Raw genomic sequence first — 18,244 nt, forward strand, 5'->3', positions numbered from 1 at the left:
GGCGAGGCTCAGTCGCGCATCTCGGCCGTGCCCCTGATGGAGCCCAGCCCGCCGCGCAGCTTGGTGCTCAGCCACACGCCGAAGATGGTCGCAAGGTAGGGCAGCGACTGCAGCAAGTCGTTGGAAATCGCGCCGCCATACACCAGCTGCGCGCGGATGCCCAGCGCGGAGACCACCGCGAAGAACAGTGCAGCCGCGGTGGCGCCGAGCGCGCTGCCGGCACCGAAGATCACCGCCGCGAAGGCCATGAAGCCGCGGCCAGCAGTCATGTTCTGCGAGAAGATCTGCAGGCTGCCGCCGGCCAGCTCCGCACCGCCGATGGCGCACAGCACGCCGCCGAGCGCCAGCGCCAGCAGGCGCATGCGCCCGGGGTTCACGCCCACGCTGCGCGCCGCGAACGGGTGTTCGCCCGAGGCCGACATCTGCAGGCCCAGCCGGGTGCGCTCCAGCAGCAGCCACACCAGCCACACCGCCACCGGCATGAACAGCACGAACACCGAGAGGCCGCCGAATGCGCCCAGGTCAACACTGGTCAGGCTGTTGAGCTTGGGAATGCCGAACGGCGCCGTCACCGTGGCTTCGCTGTCGTACAGCGCCTGGATTGCCAGCGAGGTGCCGCCGAGGCCCAGACCCGTCAGGCCCAGCCCCGCGATGATCGGGTTGGCCTTGAGCCGCTCGACCACCCACCACAGCAGCGCCGACGCCGCCACGCACAGCCCCGCGGCGATCAGCATGGCCTGCGCGAACGAGCCGGTCTGCACGATGCCGACGATGAGCGCGCAGCTGCCGATGATCATCAACCCCTCCAGGCCCAGGTTCCAGATGCCCGCGCGCTGTGCCAGCACGCCCGCCAGCGTGACGTAGATCAGCGGCGTGCCGGAGATCAGGATGGATACGAGCGTGTCTGTCATGCGGGCTTTCGGGTCAGGAGCTTGTCCAGCCACTTGGCGCGGGACGTGATGAACAGGGCGATGGTGGCGTTGATGACCTCGATGGCCGCCGCGGGCATGCCGGCCATCACCGGCAGGTAGAGCGCGGCCGATGCCAGCGCACCGAAGAAGAGGGCGGACACGGCCGTGCCGACGATGGTGAGCTGCGCCACCAGCGCGATCAGGATGGCCGTGAAGCCGTGCGCGGGCAGGAAGCCGCTGGCCAGCCGGCCGTTGGGCCCGAGCAGTTCGATGCCGCCGGCCAGCCCGGCCAGCGCGCCGCTCACCAGGAAGCTGAAGAGGCCGATGCGCCCCACGCGCGCTCCTTGCCAAGACACCATCGTCGGGTTGCGACCCGCAAGGTTGGCGACGATGCCCAGCGCCGTGCGGTTGGCCAGCAGCCACGACAGCGCGAACACCAGCAGCGTGAGCACCACGATCAGCGGCGACACGCCCAGCGAATCGGAGATGCGGTAGGCATCGGCAATGGGCCGGCTCGACGCCTGCTGGCCCGAGCCCGTCGGGTCTTTCAGCGGCCCGGAGGTCACGTACACCAGCAGCAGGCCCGCGAGGAAGTTGCCCATCAGCGTGGTGATGACCTCGTCGGTGCCCGAGCGCAGGCGCAAGAGGCCCGGCCACATGGCCCACAGCGCGCCGCCCAGCATGCCCGCGAGCAGGCAGCACGCGACGACCAGCCAGGCCGGACCGCCTGAGAGCCACTCGGCGGTGAACGCCGCGAAGATGGAGCCGACATAGAACTGCCCCTGCGCGCCGATGTTGAAGAAGCCCGCGCGAAACGCGATGGCCACGCCGGTCGCGGTGATGAACAGCGGCATGGCCCATCGCAGGCCCTGGTGCACGGCGCCGTCGCGCAGGAAGGCGCCGTCGAGGATGCCGGTGAACAGCTCGCCCACGTCGAGCCCTGCACCCATGAAGGCCAGCGCGCACAGCAGCAGCGCGAAGCAGACGAAGATCACCACCCGCAGCACGGGCAGCATGCGAGAGGCCGTCATGCGTGTGCTCCCACCATCGCCTGGCCAACCTGGCGCAGGTCGTAGGGCGCGCCGTATTCGCCGACCACCTGCCCGCGCAGCATGACCAGCACGCGGTCGCTGATGTCGAAGAGCTCGTCCAGGTCGGAAGAGATGAGGATGATGGCCGCTCCCCGGTCGCGCGCCTGCCGCAGCGCCTTCCACACATAGGCCGTGGCGCCGATGTCGAGGCCGCGCGTGGGCTGCGCCGCGATGATGAGGCGGGCGCTGTCGTCCACCTCGCGCGCGAAGATCACCTTCTGCGCATTGCCGCCGGAGAGCGAGCCCGCGGGCTGGCCGCAGGTGGCGTAGCGCACGTCCCATTGCGTGAGCGCGACGTCGCACTCGGCCTGGAGTTTCTTCGGGCGCACGAACGACAGCAGCCCGCCCTGCAGCAACTGCCCCATTGACCAGTTCTCCCACAGGCTGCTGTTGAGCGACAGGCCTTCCACGTTGCGCTCGAACGGGATGATGCGCAGACCCGCCGCGCGCCGCGTGGCGAGGTCGCTGTGGGTCATGTCCTTGCCGCCGAACTCGAGCGTGCCGGACGCGGTGCCGGCCAGCGCCGAGATGGCGCGCACCAGCGTGCGCTGGCCGTTGCCCTCGACGCCCGCGATGCCGATGATCTCGCCCGCGCGCACTTCGAGGCTCACCTCGTTCAGCGCCGCGCCCTCGGCGTCGGGCTGGGTCGATAGCTTGTGCATGCGCAGGGTGGTGGGAGCCGTGAGCGCCTCGGTTGCACGCGGCGGTGCCGCGGCAGTCTGCGCTGGCACCTTGGCGTCGCCCATGATCCATTGGCTCAGCTCGGCAGCGCCGATCGATGCACACGGAACGGGGCCGGTGACATGCTCGCCGCGGCGCAGCACGCTCACGGTGTCTGCAATGGCCATCATCTCGCGGATCTTGTGGAGGATGAGCACGACGGTCACGCCGCGCTTCTTCAGGATGCGGATGCGCTCGAACAGCGTTTCCACGCCGGCTGGTGCGAGCACCGCCGTGGGTTCGTCCAGGATCAGCACGCGCGCGTCGGTGACCAGCGCGCGCGCTATCTCGATGCCTTGCTGCGTCTCGATCGGCAGGTTGCGGATCACCTCGCGCGGGCTGACCGAAAGGCCCAGCCCGTCGAGGTGCGCCTGCCAGCGCGCTTCGAGTTGGCGCTTGGTGAACAGGCCGCTGTGCCGCGTGGCGCCGAACTCCATCGCCTGCGCGACGGTGAACGACGCGGGCAGCGCAAAGCTCTGGTGCACCAGTTCCACGCCGGCCGCGCGCGCGGCGTTCACGTGGCCGGTGCGGATCTCGTGCTCGCCGATATGCACGCGGCCGTGCGTGGGCTTCACCAGGCCGGAGCAGACGCGGGCGAAAGTGGTCTTGCCCGCGCCGTTCTGGCCGACCACCGCATGGATGCGGCCTTCCTCGAAAGCGATGGACACGTCCGACAGCGCCTTCACGGTGTCGTATTGCACGGTGACGCCGTCGAGCACCAGCGCCGGGCGCGCAGGGGAGGGCCCGCTGTTCGAGGAACTGCTGTTCATGCTGGGGTGGCGAGCGTCAGAGAACGGTGTTGAAAGGCACCTTCAGGGCGCCGCTCAGGATGGCCGCCTGCGCGGTGCGGATCTCGGCCATCACCTTTTCGGCCTTGGCCGCCACTGCCTTGTCGCCTTCCTTCTGGAACAGGGGCGACAGCTCCAGGCCGACGACGCCGGTGCCCAGGCCGGTGTTCAGGTGCGCGCCGCCCTTGCCGTTCTTGAGGATCTTGCTGGCCTCGTCGTAGAGCGATTTGCCGAAGTGCAGGCTGACGATGGAGATCAGCGTCTTCGGGCCCTGCGGGTATTGCGCGGGGTCGAGGCAGCTCACCAGGCGGCCCGGCTTGTCGTTGGCGGCGGCGATGATGCCCGCGTCGGTCGCTGCGGCGTCGGTCTGGATGAAGTCGATGCCGCCGTTGAACATCTGCGTGGCGATCTCTCGGCCCTTCACCGGGTCCTGGAACGAGCCCGCGAAGGCCACCGTGACCGCGGCGTCCTTGCGCACCGACAGCACGCCGGCCTTGAAGGCGTTGTAGTCGGCATTCAGCGGCGGGATCGACATGCCGCCGATGAAGCCGATCTTGCCGGTGGTCGACATGCGGCCCGCGAAGATTCCGGCCAGGTAGGTGCCGAGGTAGTAGTCGTACGAGACGGTGGTCACGTTCGGGATGGCGGGCTTCATCTCGTCGCCGAACAGCTGCAGCCACTGCGTCTTCGGGTACTTGGGCGCGAGCGCCTTGAAGGGCTCGGTCACTTCGTTGAAGGTCGACACGATGACGGCCGCGCCGGCATCGGCCAGCGTGCGGAAGATGGTCTCGTAGGTCGACGGGTCCTTCGCGTAGATGGCGCGCGTCTGCATGCCCGTTTCCTTGCCCAGCAGCTTGAGCCGCGCAATCATCGCGTCGACCGCGCTGGCGTCGCCCGCGGCTTGCGTGTGCACCAGCGCGATCAGCCCGCCCTTGGCATTCGCGATCAGCGGATAGAGGGCGCTGGCCATGGCGACACCGCCAAGGCCGGCCGCGGCTTTCAGGATCTGCCTGCGGGGCGTGGCGGTGCGGGAGGATGCGTTGCTTGTCATGCGGATATCTCTCGGGTTGAAGAAACTCGTTCAGGGCGTCGGCGAGCTGGAGGCCGGGTTCATGATCATCACGTCCTGGCTCTGGATGGCGTCCAGCGCCCACACGCTCTTGATGAATGACTGCCACTCGGGGTCGGCGTACATGGCGGCGCGCCGGGCCTCGCGGTCGGCCAGGCTGTCGTAGGCCCAGATCAGCACTGAGGTGTGCAGCCGGCCGATCTCGGAGATGTACAGGCCCACGAACTTGTTGAGGTGGCGCTTCTGCACCGGCAGGCCCTCGCGTTCGTACTTCTCGCGCCACTGGTCGATGGTGCCGGGGCGGAAGGTGTAGAGGCGGTGTTCGACGATCATTTCGGTGTGCTCCTGCTGGCCTGGGGTTCGTGTGGTTCTACTGGCCGGCCAGGATGAATTCGGCGCACTTCTCGCCGATCATGATGGCCGGTGCATTGGTGTTGCCGCTCGAGATGACCGGCATGATCGAGGCGTCGGCCACGCGCAGCCCCTCGATGCCGTGCACCTTGAGCCGGTGGTCGACCACGGCCAGTTCGTCGTGGCCCATCTTGCAGGTGCCCACGGGGTGGAAGGTGGTCATCGCGGTGGCGCGCAGCCAGGCGACGAGGTCTTCGTCGCTCTGCTTCTCGGGGCCGGGCGCGATCTCCTTGCCTCGGTAGTCGTCGAACGCGGGCTGCTCGATGATGCGGCGCGTGGCGCGGATCGCATCGACCATGGTCTTGCGGTCGAACTCGGTGTCCAGGTAGTTGGGCTGGATCATCGGCGCGTCGGTCGGGCGGCCCGAGCGCAGCCGGATGCGGCCCTTGCTGTTCGGGTTGACCGGCCCCACGCGCAGGGTGAAGCCGTGCTTGGCCTCGACCGTGCTCTTCCTGAACGGGTTGGGAAAATAGAGGTTGGCCGTCTTCTCCAGCGCCGGCATGAAGTGCAGCTGAACGTCGGGGTTGACGAGTTCGGGCGAGGTCTTGATGAATGCGCCGGCCTCGTAGGGGAAGGTGGTGGTGATGCCTTCGCCGAACAGCATGCCCTGCACCACCGAGAAAGCGATCTTGTCGAAGCGCAGGTCCTTGTAGAGCGTGACGGGCTGCTTGCACTCATAGGACATGACACAGTCCACATGGTCCTGCAGGTTGCCGCCCACGCCGGGCAGCGGCTTGAGCACCGGAATGCCGTGTCGCTCCAGCTCTTCCTTCGGGCCGATGCCCGACAGCATCAGCAGGTGCGGCGAGCCGACCACGCCGGCGCAAAGAATCACTTCCTTGCGCGCGCGTACCGTGTGCATCTGGCCGTGCAGCTCATAGGACACGCCCACGGCCCTGGCCCGCTCCACCAGCACCTTGTGCGTGCGCGCGCGCGTCGCGACCTTGAGGTTGCTGCGCTTGAGCGCCGGCCGCAGGAAGGCGAAGGAGGTGGACCAGCGCTTGCCGTTCTTGATGGTGAAGTCGTAGCGGCCGAAACCGAGCTGGCTGGCGCCGTTGAAGTCGTCGTTGAGCGGATAGCCGGCCTGCTGGCCCGCCGCGCAGAACACGTCGAGCAGCTCATTCCAGCCGCGTGCGCGGCATACGGTGAGCTCGCCCTTGGCGTTGTGGAACACGCCGTCGCGCTGGATGTGGCCCTCGGAGCGCTTGAAGGCGGGCAGCACGTCCTTGTACGACCAGCCGGGGTTGCCCATGGCGGCCCAGCCGTCGTAGTCCTGCTTGCCGCCGCGCACGTAGATCATGCCGTTGATGGTCGACGTGCCGCCCAGCACCTTGCCGCGCGGCCAGTAGATCTTGCGGCCATTGAGGTTGGGCTCGGGCTCGGTATGGAAGTGCCAGTTGTAGATGCCCGACTGGAACAGCTTGCCCATCAGCATCGGCAGGCGGAACAGCGGGTTGGAGTCCTTGCCGCCGGCCTCCAGCAGCAGCACTCGCGTGGCGGGGCGCGCACTGAGCCGCGCGGCGAGGGCGCAGCCCGCGGAGCCCGCGCCCACGATGATGTAGTCGTAGTCGTTCTTGTCGTTCATTGGGGTGGTCACCAGTGGATGGGGGCGCTGTCCATCTCGGCCAGATGGGTGTTGCACAGCAAGAAGGGGTTGGGCAGGCCCAGCACGGCGTCCGCGTAGGCGGGGTGCTCGCGCAGGATGCAGGCGACATTGCCGTTGCGGCCCTCGCCGATGCCCGCCGCCGCGAAGGCTTCCGCGGCCGAGGCGCCGAATCCCATGCAGACCAGCGGCTCGCCGCGCTGCAGCAGATGGGCCAGCACCGCCTGTATGAGCGGCTTCCACAGCACCAGGTGGCCGTGCGACTGGTGCGGATCGATGGCCACCTGGAAGCGGCTGAGCGTGAAGGAGGTGTTGAGCAGCAGCACGCCGTCTTCGATCCAGCGGTCGCTCAGCCAGTCGGGCGTCTCGAAGGGCAGCGCGCCCGATTCGATGTCCGCCAGCGTGCGTGGCCAGTTGGCGAAGCTGCCGCCGTAGCCGGCGTCGCCGGTGCGGGCCTCGGCCAGCATCTGCACCCAGGCGCGGATGCTCTTGGTGAACATCTTGTCGAGCTCGCGCCACCGGGCCACGTTGCCGACCTCGAAGGCGCGGCCGGTGGCGATGTCGATCGAGGGGTAAGGGTCTTGCCCCAGCACCAGGCAGCGCACCTTCGAGGGCGGCACGCTGTCGAAGGCCTTGAGCATGTGCGCGCCGGCCGGCATGCCGGGCAGGCGGCGGCCCTTGCGCGCGGGGAAGATGGGCTCCCATGCTTCCAGCTCGAGTCGAGCGTCCACGCCCTCGAAGTCCAGCCGCGCGCCGCCGAGCGCGCAGCGCCAGTCAGCGGGCAGGTCGTCCTGCCAGTCGAGCAGGGTTTCTTGCAAGGCGGTGCGCAGGGCTTGAGGCATGGCTTACATTCAAACTTCAAAAAAAGCTGACCAGTTCGTCAGGAAATTCTAAGTAATAAATTGACGATATGGTCAGATTTTTTTGATGATGCTTTTCCCGCCCCGGCGCGGGGCCACCTCTAGAATTTGCTCCGGTCAAAAAAAGCGACTCAAAGCCATGCGCGACACCAAGACAACACGACCTTCGGCACCCGAGACCACCGCGGACAGGGAGATCAGGGCGGCCAACAAGCGCAAGATCCTCAAGGCCGCCAGCGAAGTGTTCGCGGCCAAGGGCTTCGACGGCGCGCGCATCGCGGAGATCGCCGCCGTGGCCGAGCTGCCCAAGGCCAACGTCTACTACTACTACGCCACCAAGGAAGAGCTCTACAGCGCCACCTTCGCGCCGCTGCTGGAGGAGTGGGACAGCGCGCTGCGCATCCTCAAGGTCGAGACCGAACCCGCCGTGGCGCTGCGCGCCTATGTGGAAGCCAAGCTCCGGCTGGGCCGCAAGAATCCGCTGGAGGCGCGCCTGTTCGCCAACGAGGTGGTGCGTGGCGGCACCTTCCTGTCGGCCGCCGACCGGGCGCACATCGCGCAGAGCACGGCCGCCAGCATCGAGGTGCTCGAAGCCTGGATGGCCGCCAAGAAGATCCGCAAGATCGACGCGCGCCACTTTCTCTTCATGCTCTGGGCATCGACACAGTTCTATGCCGACTACGAGCCCATCGTCAACGCAGTGCTGCAGGTGAAGAAGCTCACGGCGGTGCACTACGAGCAGGCGCTCGAATGCATCGTGAGCACGGTGCTGGCGGGCGTGCTGCTCGACTGAAAGGGCGTTGCGGGCTGGAGGAGCGGGCGCCGCGATTGTTTCCTTCACACGAACACCGCGGTTCTTTTCGATGCGGGTTTTTACCGGTTTGGCGGCGCAAAATTCTTTCCATGGACCAGCCCTTCAGCTGATCCAGGTGAAAAGAAACCAACCAATTGAAGGACCTCCAAATGACCGCCTCGAAACTCCTCTCCGCCGTCTCTCTCGCTCTGCTGGCCGCTGCCGGCGCTGCCCATGCCGAAAGCTATGACGGCGTGCATCGACTGACCTCCGCCACCAGCCGCGCCGAAGTCGCCAGCCAGGCCGTCGTGGCCGCGCACAGCGCCAACCCCTATGCCGATGGCGCCAACTCGGGCCCGGTGCAGCTGACCGCCTCGACCACCAGCCGCGCAGCCGTTCGCGCCGAAGCAGTGGCCGCCGCGCACAGCGCCAACCCGTATGCCGACGGCGCTTCGTCGGGCGTGGCACCTGTTTTGGCCAGCGGCGTCGATCGCGCTACCGTGCGTGCCGCGGCCCGCGCTGCTGCTCGCGGCGACACGCTGCCGCTGTAATCGATCCGCTGTGCTTCGCCGCTCCGGCGAAGGCAGTCGAATCAAAAATAGAGGCCGGCTCCGCGCACGCGGGGCCGGCTTTTTCCTTGGGCCGGGCGTGCTACCGGATCGGCTGCAATTGATCGTCCGCCATGCCCACCAGCAGGGCCGAACCGTTGGGCAGGATGCGGAATTCGCCATAGCGCGCACCTTCGAACTTCTGCGCGTCGCCTTCCTTGAAGAACCACGCGTCGGTGACGAAGACCCAGCTCCCGTCCTTGGTACTGAGCGGTACTTCGATGTCGTCGCCCTGCCGTGGCTCCAGGGCCGATGGCAGGTGCAGCGTATAGGCCGATGGCAGCGCCGGATCGGGGCGCACGAGCACGGTCGGCCGCCGGCCACCACGAGGATGGTCGTCCCGGTCCATTCGATCGGGCAATGCGAAGTTCAGCCGCATGTAGTCGCCCTGCATCAGCGAGCGCGGATCGACAGGAGCCAGCCTCACGAACACGGGACGGCCATCGCGGATGATGTTTTCCTTCTCGAAGATGGCGAAGTTCGCCGCCGCCAGCGTGGCGACTCCTGCCAGCGCGATGCCGGCGAGCCGCCTGTTCTTCCACCAGGTGCCGGCGCTCGGCGCAGCGCTCTCGGCGCCGGCCGCATGCGACATGGCGCGCGTTGCCAGCCAGGCCAGTGCGCCCAGCGCGGCACCGATCAGCACCAGCAGCAGCGCCTTGTCCGCCAGCGACCATGCGAGCAGGTAGTAGAAGCTGCCTACGATCCACAGCGCGGCCGCGCAGCCAAGGGCGGCGAGCCGCCAGCGCTGCGTTACCGCCAATGCCGCGGTGCAAAGGCAGGTCGCGCCGAGGTTGGGCATGAAGCCGCACAAGACCGCCAGCAGCAGTGCCACGCCCAGGCCCGCCAGCGGCATCTGCCGCAGTGCCGGCCAGCGATAGGCCAACAGCGCGGCTGCAGCCAAGGCACACAGCACCGACGCCAGGTTCCGGGTGCTGCCGAGCAGGTTGAACCCGCTGCCGGCCTGGCCCATTTCGTGTCCGATGCTGCTGCCTGGAACCACGCCGCCCAGCATGAATGTGGTGCCCGACAGCAGCACCAGCATCAGCAGGAGCTGCGCGCACCAGCCTTCGGCCAGGCTCGCCAGCAGGCTGCCGGTGCGCGCGCCGGGCAACCGCGGAAGCAGCCAGAGCACCGCGAGCCATGCGGCCAGGCCTATGTGCGCCTGAAGCCACCACGTCCAGCGAAAGCGGCCCGACCAGAACAAATGATCGAAGGTGTCTTCACCGCTCGACCATCCCATGACGGCCACGGTGAGGAACACGCCCAGCATCATGCCCAGCAGGCTGCGCAGCCAGTGCAGCGGAGCGAGCCATGCCAGAACCACGCTGGCAACGCACATGCCCAGCGCGGCGATGGAAACCGGCAGGTCGCGAAACAGTGCCCATCCCAGGCAGCACAGGCCCAGCAGCACGGCCGGCAGACAGAGCTGTTCGATGAACAGCGCCAGTCCGCCCTGGCGCAGGACGACGACGCTCACGGCCAGCAGGCCGAGTCCCGATACGTACAGTGCCGGTCCTTCTTGCAGCAGCGCATCGCCGAATGCCAGGCCGACCGCGCCCAGCAGCGGCAGCACGGCGAGCCAGGCGCCCAGCGCAGTCAGCAGCAGCACCGCCCCGGGGCGGGAATCCTCGCGCGGCCATTGCGCGTCTTGCGGCAGCAAGCCGTGGGCGGTGGCGCGCTGGATGATTTCGGACGGGGCGATCATGCGGTCGCTCCTTCCTGTTGCGAGGCGCCCAGGACGGTGTTCTGTCTACGCATGACCAGGGCCACGGACACAGCCAGCAATCCCGCGGCCACCAGTCCGATGAGCAGCAGCCGGCTCATGGTGTCGATGCCGCCGCCGTCGAACAGGATGCGGGCCAGGCCGGCGACCAGCAGGGTGTCGACGCACAGTACCGCGGCGCTCAGCCCGACGATGTCGAACCAGCCACGCTGCATCAGCATGCCGCCGGCACCACACATCAGCGCCAGGCCCAGAAAGTAGTGGGGCGAAACCTCGCTGCGCAAGAAAAGACCTGCAAGCGAGGTCAGCGTCACGTTCACGGTCAGCGCCAGCATGGCCAGCCGTTGCGACCAGTGCGTTTCGCCGACCCATTGCCGTGCCCACGGGCTCAGCGCAATGATGAGCAGCACGCCCATGCCCCAGCCGATCAGCTGGATAGGCAGGTCGTTGTTGTCGAAGCGCCAGCGATGCCCCGTGTGCGCATAGACCCAGAGGCTGATTGCGCTGCAGGCCACCATCGCCCACGGAAACCACAGCACGTCGCTGCGCACGCCAAGGCACAGCGGCAGGCCGAGAACGGCCCACAGCGCGAACAGCTGCCATGCATCGGCACCGGTCTGGTAGGTCTGGCCGTAGTAGGCGAACAGCGCGCCCGTGCCCAGCAGGCACAGCAGGCCCATGGGTGTGCGAAGCGTCGCGCTGCGCCATGCGGCCAGTGCCGTCAGCAGCACCCAGCCTTGCAGCAATCCGAACTGCCCGGCGCGGCCCAGCGATCCCCAGTTGGCCGCCACCCACATCACGATGCCGAAGCCGCCGAGTCCCGCCGCCAGCAGTGCGATGACGCGCCAGAAGCGTTGCGGCAGTTGCGTCGGTTGTGCGTCGAGTTCAGCCAGCGCGAACAGCGCGTGCATGCGCGCGGGCGGCAGCCGATGGATGCGGGCCAGTTCGTAGAGTGCGAGTCGGATGTTCATGGACGTGGAGGATGGTTGCCGCTGCCATTCTCCACGTGATGGGTCCGGTGCCCGGGGGCACCGGAAGAGGGGGCTCAGGTGCCGTCAGGCCACCCGCTCCTCGATGGGGCCCACGCGGTCGGGATAGAAGGCCACGTGGTCCTTGATCTGGGCGACCGGCTCGTAGGGCGACTCGTAGGTCCACACCGCATTCACCGAGCGCTCGCCGCCGGCGGGAATGCTGTAGTAGTTGCACTCGCCCTTGTACGGGCAGTAGGTTGCATGCGAGGTGCGTTCCAGCAAGGACATCTTCACGTCCTTGCGGGGGATGTAGTGCACGGTTCCGAAATGCGCTTCGCGCAGCGTCAGCGCTTCGCGCGTGTCGGCAATGACGCGGCCGTCCACCGACACCACCACGCGAAGCGGATTGCGTGCAATGGTGATCGGGTGCTCGGGGCCGGGGGTCTTGATGGTGCGTTCGGGCGTGGCGAACATGAGCGGGCTCCTTCGTTTGGTCGAGGTGACGCAAGAATCGGCGGATGCGCATCTTGCCGCGATGTGAGGGCGGTTTGAAGCCCCCCGAAAATCAGCACGTTCGCGAAGTGGTTAAAAGCCGGCGTGCCGTTCGGAGGTGCTGTGGAAGCCTTTCGCATTTGTTTGTAGTGCTTCAGTTTGCAATGCTTGCCACGGTGTTTTCCTTCCCCGACGCCGGTGGGCGTCAGGTCTCCCTGTCGAACGGTGATAAAACTTTGCGCCGCCCCACCCTCGCCCATCGAAAGACCCAAGTGAAGAACAACAGGCTCGCCATCTTCCTGCTTGCCAGCCTGCTGACCGCCGGCGCAAGTGCACAGGAGTGGCCCTCCAAACCCGTTCGCGTGATCGTGCCCGCGCCGGCCGGCAGCTCGCTCGATGTGATCGCGCGCACGCTCGCCGACCGCCTGCGCGTGCTCTGGAAGCAGCCCGTGGTGATCGAGACCAAGGCTGGTGCCGGCGGCCTGATCGGCATGGACGCGGTGGCCAAGGCGCCGCACGACGGTTATACGCTGGGCATAGGCTTCAACGGCCCCATTGCATTCGGGCCCTACATGTACCGGCGCATGCCCTATGCGCCGTCCCGCGACCTGATGCCCATCGTGCTCACGACCTCGCAACCCAACGTGCTGGCGGTGCAGGCGAACAACCCGTCGAACACGCTGCCGGAGTTCGTCGATTGGGCGAAGAAGCAGGGCTCAAGCTTCAGCTATGCGTCCGTGGGCGCTGGCAGCTCGTCGCACCTCACGATGGAGCTGCTGCGCAGCGTGACGAAGATCGAGGCGGTGCACGTGCCGTACTCGGGCTCGCCGCCCGCAGGGCTGTCGCTCGCCGCGGGGGACACGCAGGCGCTGTTCACGGTCGCGCCCGCGCTGCTGCCGTTGATCCAGGGCCATCGGGTGAAGCTCATCGCAGTGACCAGCGCCACCCGCTCGGAACTCATGAAAGACCTGCCGACCGTGGCCGAGTCGGGCTACCCCGGCTTCGAATCGCTGGCCTGGAACGGCTTCTTCACTGCCACCGGCACGCCGCCCGAGGTGGTGCAGCGCATCAACGCGGACGTCAACGCAGTGCTGCGCGAGCCGGCGGTGCGCGAACTGCTCGCCAACCAGGGGCTGGTGGCGGGCGGCGGTTCGCCCGAGGAATTCAAGGCCTTCATCGACAGCGAGGCCCGCAAGTGGGGGGCGATCATCGCCAAGGTCGGCATCCGTCTTGATCAGTGACGGACTTGTCGTTCACACTCCCGCAAAAACTCCAGGAAGAAAAAATGGCCGACCTCCCGGACTCCCCTGAATTTCCCGAAGACATCTATACCGAACCGGAGCCCGATCCGTACACGCTTGCCAACCTCGGCCCGCTGACCGGCCTCGCGGGCCTGTGGATCGGGACTTCCGGCCACGACGTGAGCCCGAAGCCCGAAGGCTCCGAAGCCGAAGCATTCATCGAGCATGCGGAGTTCCAGCCCATCGACGCGCAGACCAACGGACCGCAGATCTTCTACGGGCTGCGCTATCACCTGCGAATCGTCAAGCCCGACGACGTCGAAACCTTCCACGACCAGGTCGGCTACTGGCTCTGGGAGCCCGCTACAGGTGCGCTGGTGCAGACACTGTCGATCCCGCGCGGGCTCACGGCCATGGCCACAGGGCAGGCGAAGGCCGGCGACCGCAGCTTCAGGCTGGAGGCGGTGCGCGGCGGAGAGACCAACGGCATCCTCGCCAACCCGTTCCTGGAGCATGCGTTCAAGACGCTGCGCTACAGCATCGCGGTGACCATTCACGACGACCGCAGCTGGTCGTACGAGCAGGAAACCGTGCTGAGCGTGCGCGGACAGGCCGAGCCCTTCAGCCACACCGACCGCAACTTGCTGCGCAAGATCGGCGAGCCCACGCCCAATCCGACGGCATTGGCCGCAATGGCGGAGGCAGCGGGCAAGAGCGCCATCGACGTCGCCAGTGGCAGCGCCGACTCCCCAGGCAAGGCCGGCCTCAGCGGAGCCAGCACCGGATAGAACAAACACGCATAGCTTGCCCGGAGCTATGCCGATAACCTCAGGTCATGGACCTGAAACAGCTGGAGTACTTCATTCGCGTGGCCGAGCTCGGCAGCTTCACCCGGGCATCGACGGTGATCGACATCGCCCAGCCCGCGCTGAGCCGCCAGGTGCGCCAGCTTGAAGTCGAACTGCGGCAGAACCTGCTGGTGCGCAACGGCCGCGGCGTGGTGCCCACCGATGCCGGCAAGCGGCTGCTGGAGCATGGCCGCGGCATCCTGCACCAGGTGGAGCGCGCGAAGGAAGACATGGGACGCATGCGCGGCGCGCTGGCGGGGCGGGTGGCGGTAGGGTTGCCGCCCAGCGTGGCCGGGGTGCTGACGGTTCCGCTGGTGCGGGCCGTGCGCGAGCGGCTGCCCGATGCGGCGCTGTCGATCACCGAAAGCCTTTCGACCGCGATGCAGGAGTCGCTGCTCACCGGCCGGCTCGACATCGCGCTGCTCTACAACCCGCAGCCCTCGCCCGATGTAGACAGCGAGACGGTGCTGGAGGAAGACCTGTTCCTGGTCAGCGCCACCAAGGGCGCCGGGCGCGCGCGGCGCGGCGTGCCGCTCGCATTGCATCAACTGGCCGACCAGCCGCTGGTGATTCCGACCCGGCCCAACGCGATCCGCATGCTGGTCGAGGCGGAGCTGGCAGCCATCGGGCGGCGGCCGAGCATTGCGCTGGAGATCGACGGCGTGCCTGCCATCCTCGCGCTGGTGGCCGATGGCGCGGGCCATGCAGTGCTGTCGCGCAATGCGGTGGCGATTGCCGAGCGCTCGCAGCGCTATGCGATCCGGCCCATCGCCGAGCCCGGCCTGCGCAGCCGGCTGGCGCTGGCGGCCAGCTCGCAGCGGCCCGTCACGCGCACGCAGCGTGCCATGGGAGAGTTGCTGCGCGAACTTGTCCAGCAGCACCTGGGTGCCGGTGCAATGACCGGTGCCAGTCAGAAGCGGTGACGCATGCCGAATCCCACGCTGCCGCTGCCGCGGAAGTCCGTCAGCCGGTCGCGCATGTAAACCGCGTACAGGTCGGTCCGCTTCGACAGGAAGTGGTCGTAGCCGGCGGCCCAGGTGGTGCGATGCGTCTGGGCGCCGTTCGTCACCTTGCGCTCGGTGCGCGCCACAGAGGCCATGAAGCGGCCCGCACCCACCGGTACCGCCGCACCCAGCTGAGCGGTGTCGGTGTCGACGCGGATGTCGGGCGTGCGGGTGCGCAGCAACTGGCCGTACAACTGCACCGCCTTGAAGTCGTAAGAGGCGCCGAACATCGCTGCGTCCTGCCGGCCGATGGCCGAGGTGAAGCCCGGCCCCGTTCTGGCCTGTTGCATCGACAGCACCGCCGCGAACGGGCCGGCTGCGTAGTTGAGGGTCAGGTTCAGGTTGCGAACGCTGTCGCGGCTCGTCACCTCGCCCATGCCGTAGAGCAGGTTGGCGCGCAGGCCCGCGAAGGTGGGTGAGCTGTACTGCACCACGTTGTCCCACACGCTGTCGCCGAGCACGGCGCGGTTGTACGTGGGCTGCCATGTGTGCAGCATGACGGGCGAGAACTGCAGCGACACGCCGAAGGGATTGAAGGCGCCGCTGGCAGCGAACATCGGGTTGGTCTGCCGGCCGAGCGACACCTGCCCGAAGCCGCCGGACAGCCCCACCCATGCGTTGCGAGAGAAATAAGGGTCGGTGCTGTTGCGCCCGAAGGTGCCCGTGTCGGTCTGGAAGAAGCTCTCCAGCGCGAACTGCGCCTGCAGCCCGTTGCCCAGGCTTTCCGCGCCGCGCACGCCCCAGTAGGCCGTGGTCATGCCGCCGCTGCCCAGCACCTTGGTGCGTCCCTTCTCGTCGCTGCGCTGCATGGAACCGACGAACGCATCGACCAGGCCGTAGATCTGGACGCTCTCGGCGGAGGCTCCCGCCTGGGACCATGCGGGGTGTGCGGCGGTGCAGAGCGCCAGCGCGGGAAGCGCGCGAAGGGCAACGCGCCCGGAAAGTGCCGGAAGGCGGGGAAGTCGTCTCATGTTGTCTCCTCGTTGTGAATTCGTAGCCCGCGAAAAACGCGGGCGCAGGCGAGCCAGTCCGCACGCCTTGGCGGTGCCGTGGCGTGAGAACGGGGCTGTGGGGGGCTGTGGGGGGCTGTCGGGGTCGGCGCGCGGAGGCGTTCAGTCGTACCAGTACAGGCGGGTCGGGTTGTCGACCAGCAGCCTGCGAAGCTGTGCCGTGTCGTCGCAGAACAGCGGCAGCAGGTCGACCAGCTTGCCGTCGTCGGGCATCTCGCGCACGTTGGGGTGCGGCCAGTCGGTGCCCCACAGCACGCGGTCGGGCGCGGCCTCGATCAGGCGGCGGGCGAAGGGCACTGCATCCGCGTAGGGCTGGCCCTGCGCCGAAAGGCTCTGCGAGATGCGCTCGGCGCCGCTCACCTTGACCCAGGCACGTTCGTCGCGCATCAGGTCGAGCATCATGTCGCAGGCCTGCTGTTCGAGGCCGTGCTCGACCATCGTGCGGCCCATGTGGTCGATGACGAAGGGCACCGGCAGCGTGTCGAGGAACGCGCGGTAAGTGACGAGGTCTTCCGCGTCCAGGTGAAGCACCAGGTGCCAGCCGAGCGGACGGATGCGCTCGGCCATGCGCAGCACCGTGGGCAGGTCGGGCGCGCCGCCCAGGTGCTGAACGAAGTTGAAGCGCACGGATCGCACGCCGGCCTTGTGCAGTGCGACAAGCTCCGCGTCGCTGATGCCCGCGCCCACCATGGCCACGCCACGGTAACTGTCGGGCGACTGGGCGATGGCGTCGAGCATGGCACGGTTGTCGTGGCCGTGCACGCTGGCCTGCACAAGCACCACGCGGTCGATGCCCAGCAGTTCGTGCAGCGCGCGCAGCTTGGCGGCAGGCGCGTCTGGCGGTGTGTAGCGGCGGTTGTCCGAATACGGAAACACGTCGCCGGGGCCGAACACATGGCAATGCGCGTCGCAGGCGCCGGCAGGCAGGGTAAACGCCGGTCGGCTCGGATCGGGGTGGGGTGGGGCGATGGTTTTCAAGATGGTGTCCTTGCCGTTTTTCTCATTGCTTGGGAATGCCGGCGCGCTGGATCACGGCCGACCAGCGCCTGATCTCGCTGTCGAGCAGTCGCGCCTGTTCCTGCGGCGTGCTGCCGCGCGGCTCCACGCCCAGGGCCTGCAGCCGCTTCCTTACCTCGGGCGAGTCCAGCGCCGCGCGTGCTTCGCGGTTCAGGCGGGCGATCACGTCGGGTGGCGTATTGGCGGGCGCGGCCAGCGCATTCCACGAGGCGACCTGGAAGCCCGGAGTACCGCTCTCGGCCACGGTCGGCACATCGGGCAGGTTGGGGGCGCGCTTGTCGCCCATCACCGCCAGCGCGCGCAGCGCCTTCGCCTCGATCTGCGACAGCACCGGCGAGAGGATTTCCACCGCCACGTCGATCTGCCCACCGCGCAGTGCCGTGGTCACGGCCGGCGTGCCGTTGAAAGGCACGACCTGCGCGTCGATGCCCAGCGAGGTCTTGAGCAGCTCGCCGGCCAGGTTCTGCGTGCTGCCGACGTTGATGGTGCCGATGTTCAGCCGGCCCGGATTGGCCTTGGCATAGGCCGCCAGGTCGGCGAAGGTCTTGAACTTGCCGTTGCCCTGCGCGAGCACCGCCATGTCGAAGTAGCCGAGCGTGGAGACAGGCGCGAAGTCTTTCACCGTGTCGTAGGGCAGCGACTTGAACAGGCCCGCGCTCACCGCGTTGCCGTTGGACATGAGCAGCAGGGTGTGGCCGTCCGGCGCGGCCTTGGCAACGGTGTCGGACGCCACCACGCCGCCGGCGCCGGGCTTGTTGTCGATCACGATGCTCTGGCCCATCGATTCGGACATCTTCTGCGCCACGCTGCGCGCGACCAAGTCGGCCACGCCGCCGGCACCGAAGGGCACCACCAGGCGGATCGGCCGGGAAGACAGTGGGGCGGCCAGCGCATACGGCGCGCCGGCGGCGGCAGCCAGGGCCAGCATCAGGCCGACGAAGCTGCGACGGGAATCTCTCATAGGTCTCCTTTGGTATGGGCGCGGCCTCTTTCACCGCTGCGCCGCACTATTCCCGAGGAGCCGACCTGCAGCAATATCGTGATCGCACTGGGAGATATAGCTTTTCGGCATGGCAGGCATGTG

18 protein-coding genes are annotated in these 18,244 nt (G+C 67.7%); 5 read left to right on the top strand and 13 right to left on the bottom strand.

What is annotated here, in order from left to right:
- Positions 1–8: 8 nt before the first annotated feature.
- The 7 genes from ACQY8B_RS07885 to ACQY8B_RS07915 are packed head-to-tail and all read right to left on the bottom strand — an operon-like array spanning position 9 to position 7,435.
- A complete protein-coding gene (locus ACQY8B_RS07885; RefSeq protein WP_422086193.1) occupies positions 9–911 on the bottom strand; it encodes an ABC transporter permease in 903 nt (300 codons plus the stop codon).
- The gene (locus ACQY8B_RS07890; RefSeq protein WP_422086194.1) at positions 908–1,942 is read right to left on the bottom strand and encodes an ABC transporter permease; all 1,035 of its coding nucleotides are present in this window, start codon (positions 1,940–1,942) and stop codon (positions 908–910) included. Before ACQY8B_RS07890 ends, ACQY8B_RS07885 begins: the two co-directional genes overlap by 4 nt.
- Positions 1,939–3,492 carry an ABC transporter ATP-binding protein gene (locus ACQY8B_RS07895; RefSeq protein WP_422086195.1) on the bottom strand — a complete coding sequence of 518 codons (1,554 nt, stop codon included), beginning with the start codon at positions 3,490–3,492 and terminating at the stop codon, positions 1,939–1,941. Before ACQY8B_RS07895 ends, ACQY8B_RS07890 begins: the two co-directional genes overlap by 4 nt.
- A gap of 16 nt (positions 3,493–3,508) precedes the next feature.
- Positions 3,509–4,561 carry a BMP family ABC transporter substrate-binding protein gene (locus tag ACQY8B_RS07900; protein ID WP_422086196.1) on the bottom strand — a complete coding sequence of 351 codons (1,053 nt, stop codon included), beginning with the start codon at positions 4,559–4,561 and terminating at the stop codon, positions 3,509–3,511.
- 30 nt (positions 4,562–4,591) lie between these two features.
- Complete coding sequence (locus tag ACQY8B_RS07905; RefSeq protein ID WP_422086197.1) at positions 4,592–4,912, bottom strand: NIPSNAP family protein; 321 nt, start codon at positions 4,910–4,912, stop codon at positions 4,592–4,594.
- A 37-nt stretch (positions 4,913–4,949) separates the two neighbouring features.
- Positions 4,950–6,575: a GMC family oxidoreductase gene (locus ACQY8B_RS07910; RefSeq protein WP_422086198.1), complete on the bottom strand. Its 1,626-nt coding sequence runs from the start codon at positions 6,573–6,575 to the stop codon at positions 4,950–4,952.
- 8 nt (positions 6,576–6,583) lie between these two features.
- Entirely contained in the window at positions 6,584–7,435 is an 852-nt protein-coding gene (locus ACQY8B_RS07915; protein ID WP_422086199.1) for a hypothetical protein, read from the bottom strand.
- Positions 7,436–7,592: 157 nt separating this feature from the next.
- Between ACQY8B_RS07915 and ACQY8B_RS07920 the strand changes: the two genes are divergently transcribed.
- Both ACQY8B_RS07920 and ACQY8B_RS07925 read left to right on the top strand, forming a co-directional pair.
- A complete protein-coding gene (locus ACQY8B_RS07920; RefSeq protein ID WP_422086200.1) occupies positions 7,593–8,246 on the top strand; it encodes a TetR/AcrR family transcriptional regulator in 654 nt (217 codons plus the stop codon).
- A gap of 170 nt (positions 8,247–8,416) precedes the next feature.
- Positions 8,417–8,797, top strand: coding sequence for a helicase SNF2 (locus ACQY8B_RS07925; RefSeq protein WP_422086201.1), 381 nt, complete (start codon positions 8,417–8,419; stop codon positions 8,795–8,797).
- 100 nt (positions 8,798–8,897) lie between these two features.
- Here ACQY8B_RS07925 and ACQY8B_RS07930 read toward each other — a convergent pair whose 3' ends face one another.
- The 3 genes from ACQY8B_RS07930 to ACQY8B_RS07940 form a co-directional block, all read right to left on the bottom strand.
- Entirely contained in the window at positions 8,898–10,559 is a 1,662-nt protein-coding gene (locus ACQY8B_RS07930; protein ID WP_422086202.1) for a GDYXXLXY domain-containing protein, read from the bottom strand.
- Complete coding sequence (locus tag ACQY8B_RS07935) at positions 10,556–11,548, bottom strand: DUF2157 domain-containing protein (RefSeq protein WP_422086203.1); 993 nt, start codon at positions 11,546–11,548, stop codon at positions 10,556–10,558. The genes ACQY8B_RS07930 and ACQY8B_RS07935 overlap by 4 nt, the downstream gene beginning before the upstream one ends.
- 84 nt (positions 11,549–11,632) lie before the next feature.
- Positions 11,633–12,022 carry a DUF427 domain-containing protein gene (locus ACQY8B_RS07940; protein ID WP_422086204.1) on the bottom strand — a complete coding sequence of 130 codons (390 nt, stop codon included), beginning with the start codon at positions 12,020–12,022 and terminating at the stop codon, positions 11,633–11,635.
- A gap of 290 nt (positions 12,023–12,312) precedes the next feature.
- On the opposite strand from ACQY8B_RS07940, the gene ACQY8B_RS07945 reads away from it, so the two are divergent.
- The 3 genes from ACQY8B_RS07945 to ACQY8B_RS07955 are packed head-to-tail and all read left to right on the top strand — an operon-like array spanning position 12,313 to position 15,052.
- Entirely contained in the window at positions 12,313–13,281 is a 969-nt protein-coding gene (locus ACQY8B_RS07945) for a Bug family tripartite tricarboxylate transporter substrate binding protein (RefSeq protein WP_422086205.1), read from the top strand.
- Between the two features lie 44 nt (positions 13,282–13,325).
- Positions 13,326–14,069: an FABP family protein gene (locus ACQY8B_RS07950; RefSeq protein ID WP_422086206.1), complete on the top strand. Its 744-nt coding sequence runs from the start codon at positions 13,326–13,328 to the stop codon at positions 14,067–14,069.
- Positions 14,070–14,116: 47 nt separating this feature from the next.
- Positions 14,117–15,052, top strand: a complete 936-nt coding sequence (locus ACQY8B_RS07955; protein WP_285411052.1) for a LysR substrate-binding domain-containing protein — start codon at positions 14,117–14,119, stop codon at positions 15,050–15,052.
- Here ACQY8B_RS07955 and ACQY8B_RS07960 read toward each other — a convergent pair.
- The 3 genes from ACQY8B_RS07960 to ACQY8B_RS07970 form a co-directional block, all read right to left on the bottom strand.
- Positions 15,040–16,104, bottom strand: coding sequence for a porin (locus ACQY8B_RS07960; RefSeq protein WP_422086207.1), 1,065 nt, complete (start codon positions 16,102–16,104; stop codon positions 15,040–15,042). The genes ACQY8B_RS07955 and ACQY8B_RS07960 overlap by 13 nt on opposite strands.
- 141 nt (positions 16,105–16,245) lie before the next feature.
- Positions 16,246–17,121 (bottom strand): amidohydrolase family protein, encoded by an 876-nt coding sequence (locus tag ACQY8B_RS07965; protein ID WP_422086208.1) that lies wholly within the window; start codon positions 17,119–17,121, stop codon positions 16,246–16,248.
- Between the two features lie 22 nt (positions 17,122–17,143).
- On the bottom strand, positions 17,144–18,121 hold the full coding sequence (locus tag ACQY8B_RS07970) for a Bug family tripartite tricarboxylate transporter substrate binding protein (protein ID WP_422086209.1): 978 nt from the start codon (positions 18,119–18,121) through the stop codon (positions 17,144–17,146).
- Positions 18,122–18,244 lie beyond the last annotated feature (123 nt).

The sequence above is a fragment of the Variovorax sp. genome (assembly GCF_965279555.1).
In the GTDB taxonomy this organism is placed as follows: domain Bacteria; phylum Pseudomonadota; class Gammaproteobacteria; order Burkholderiales; family Burkholderiaceae_C; genus Variovorax.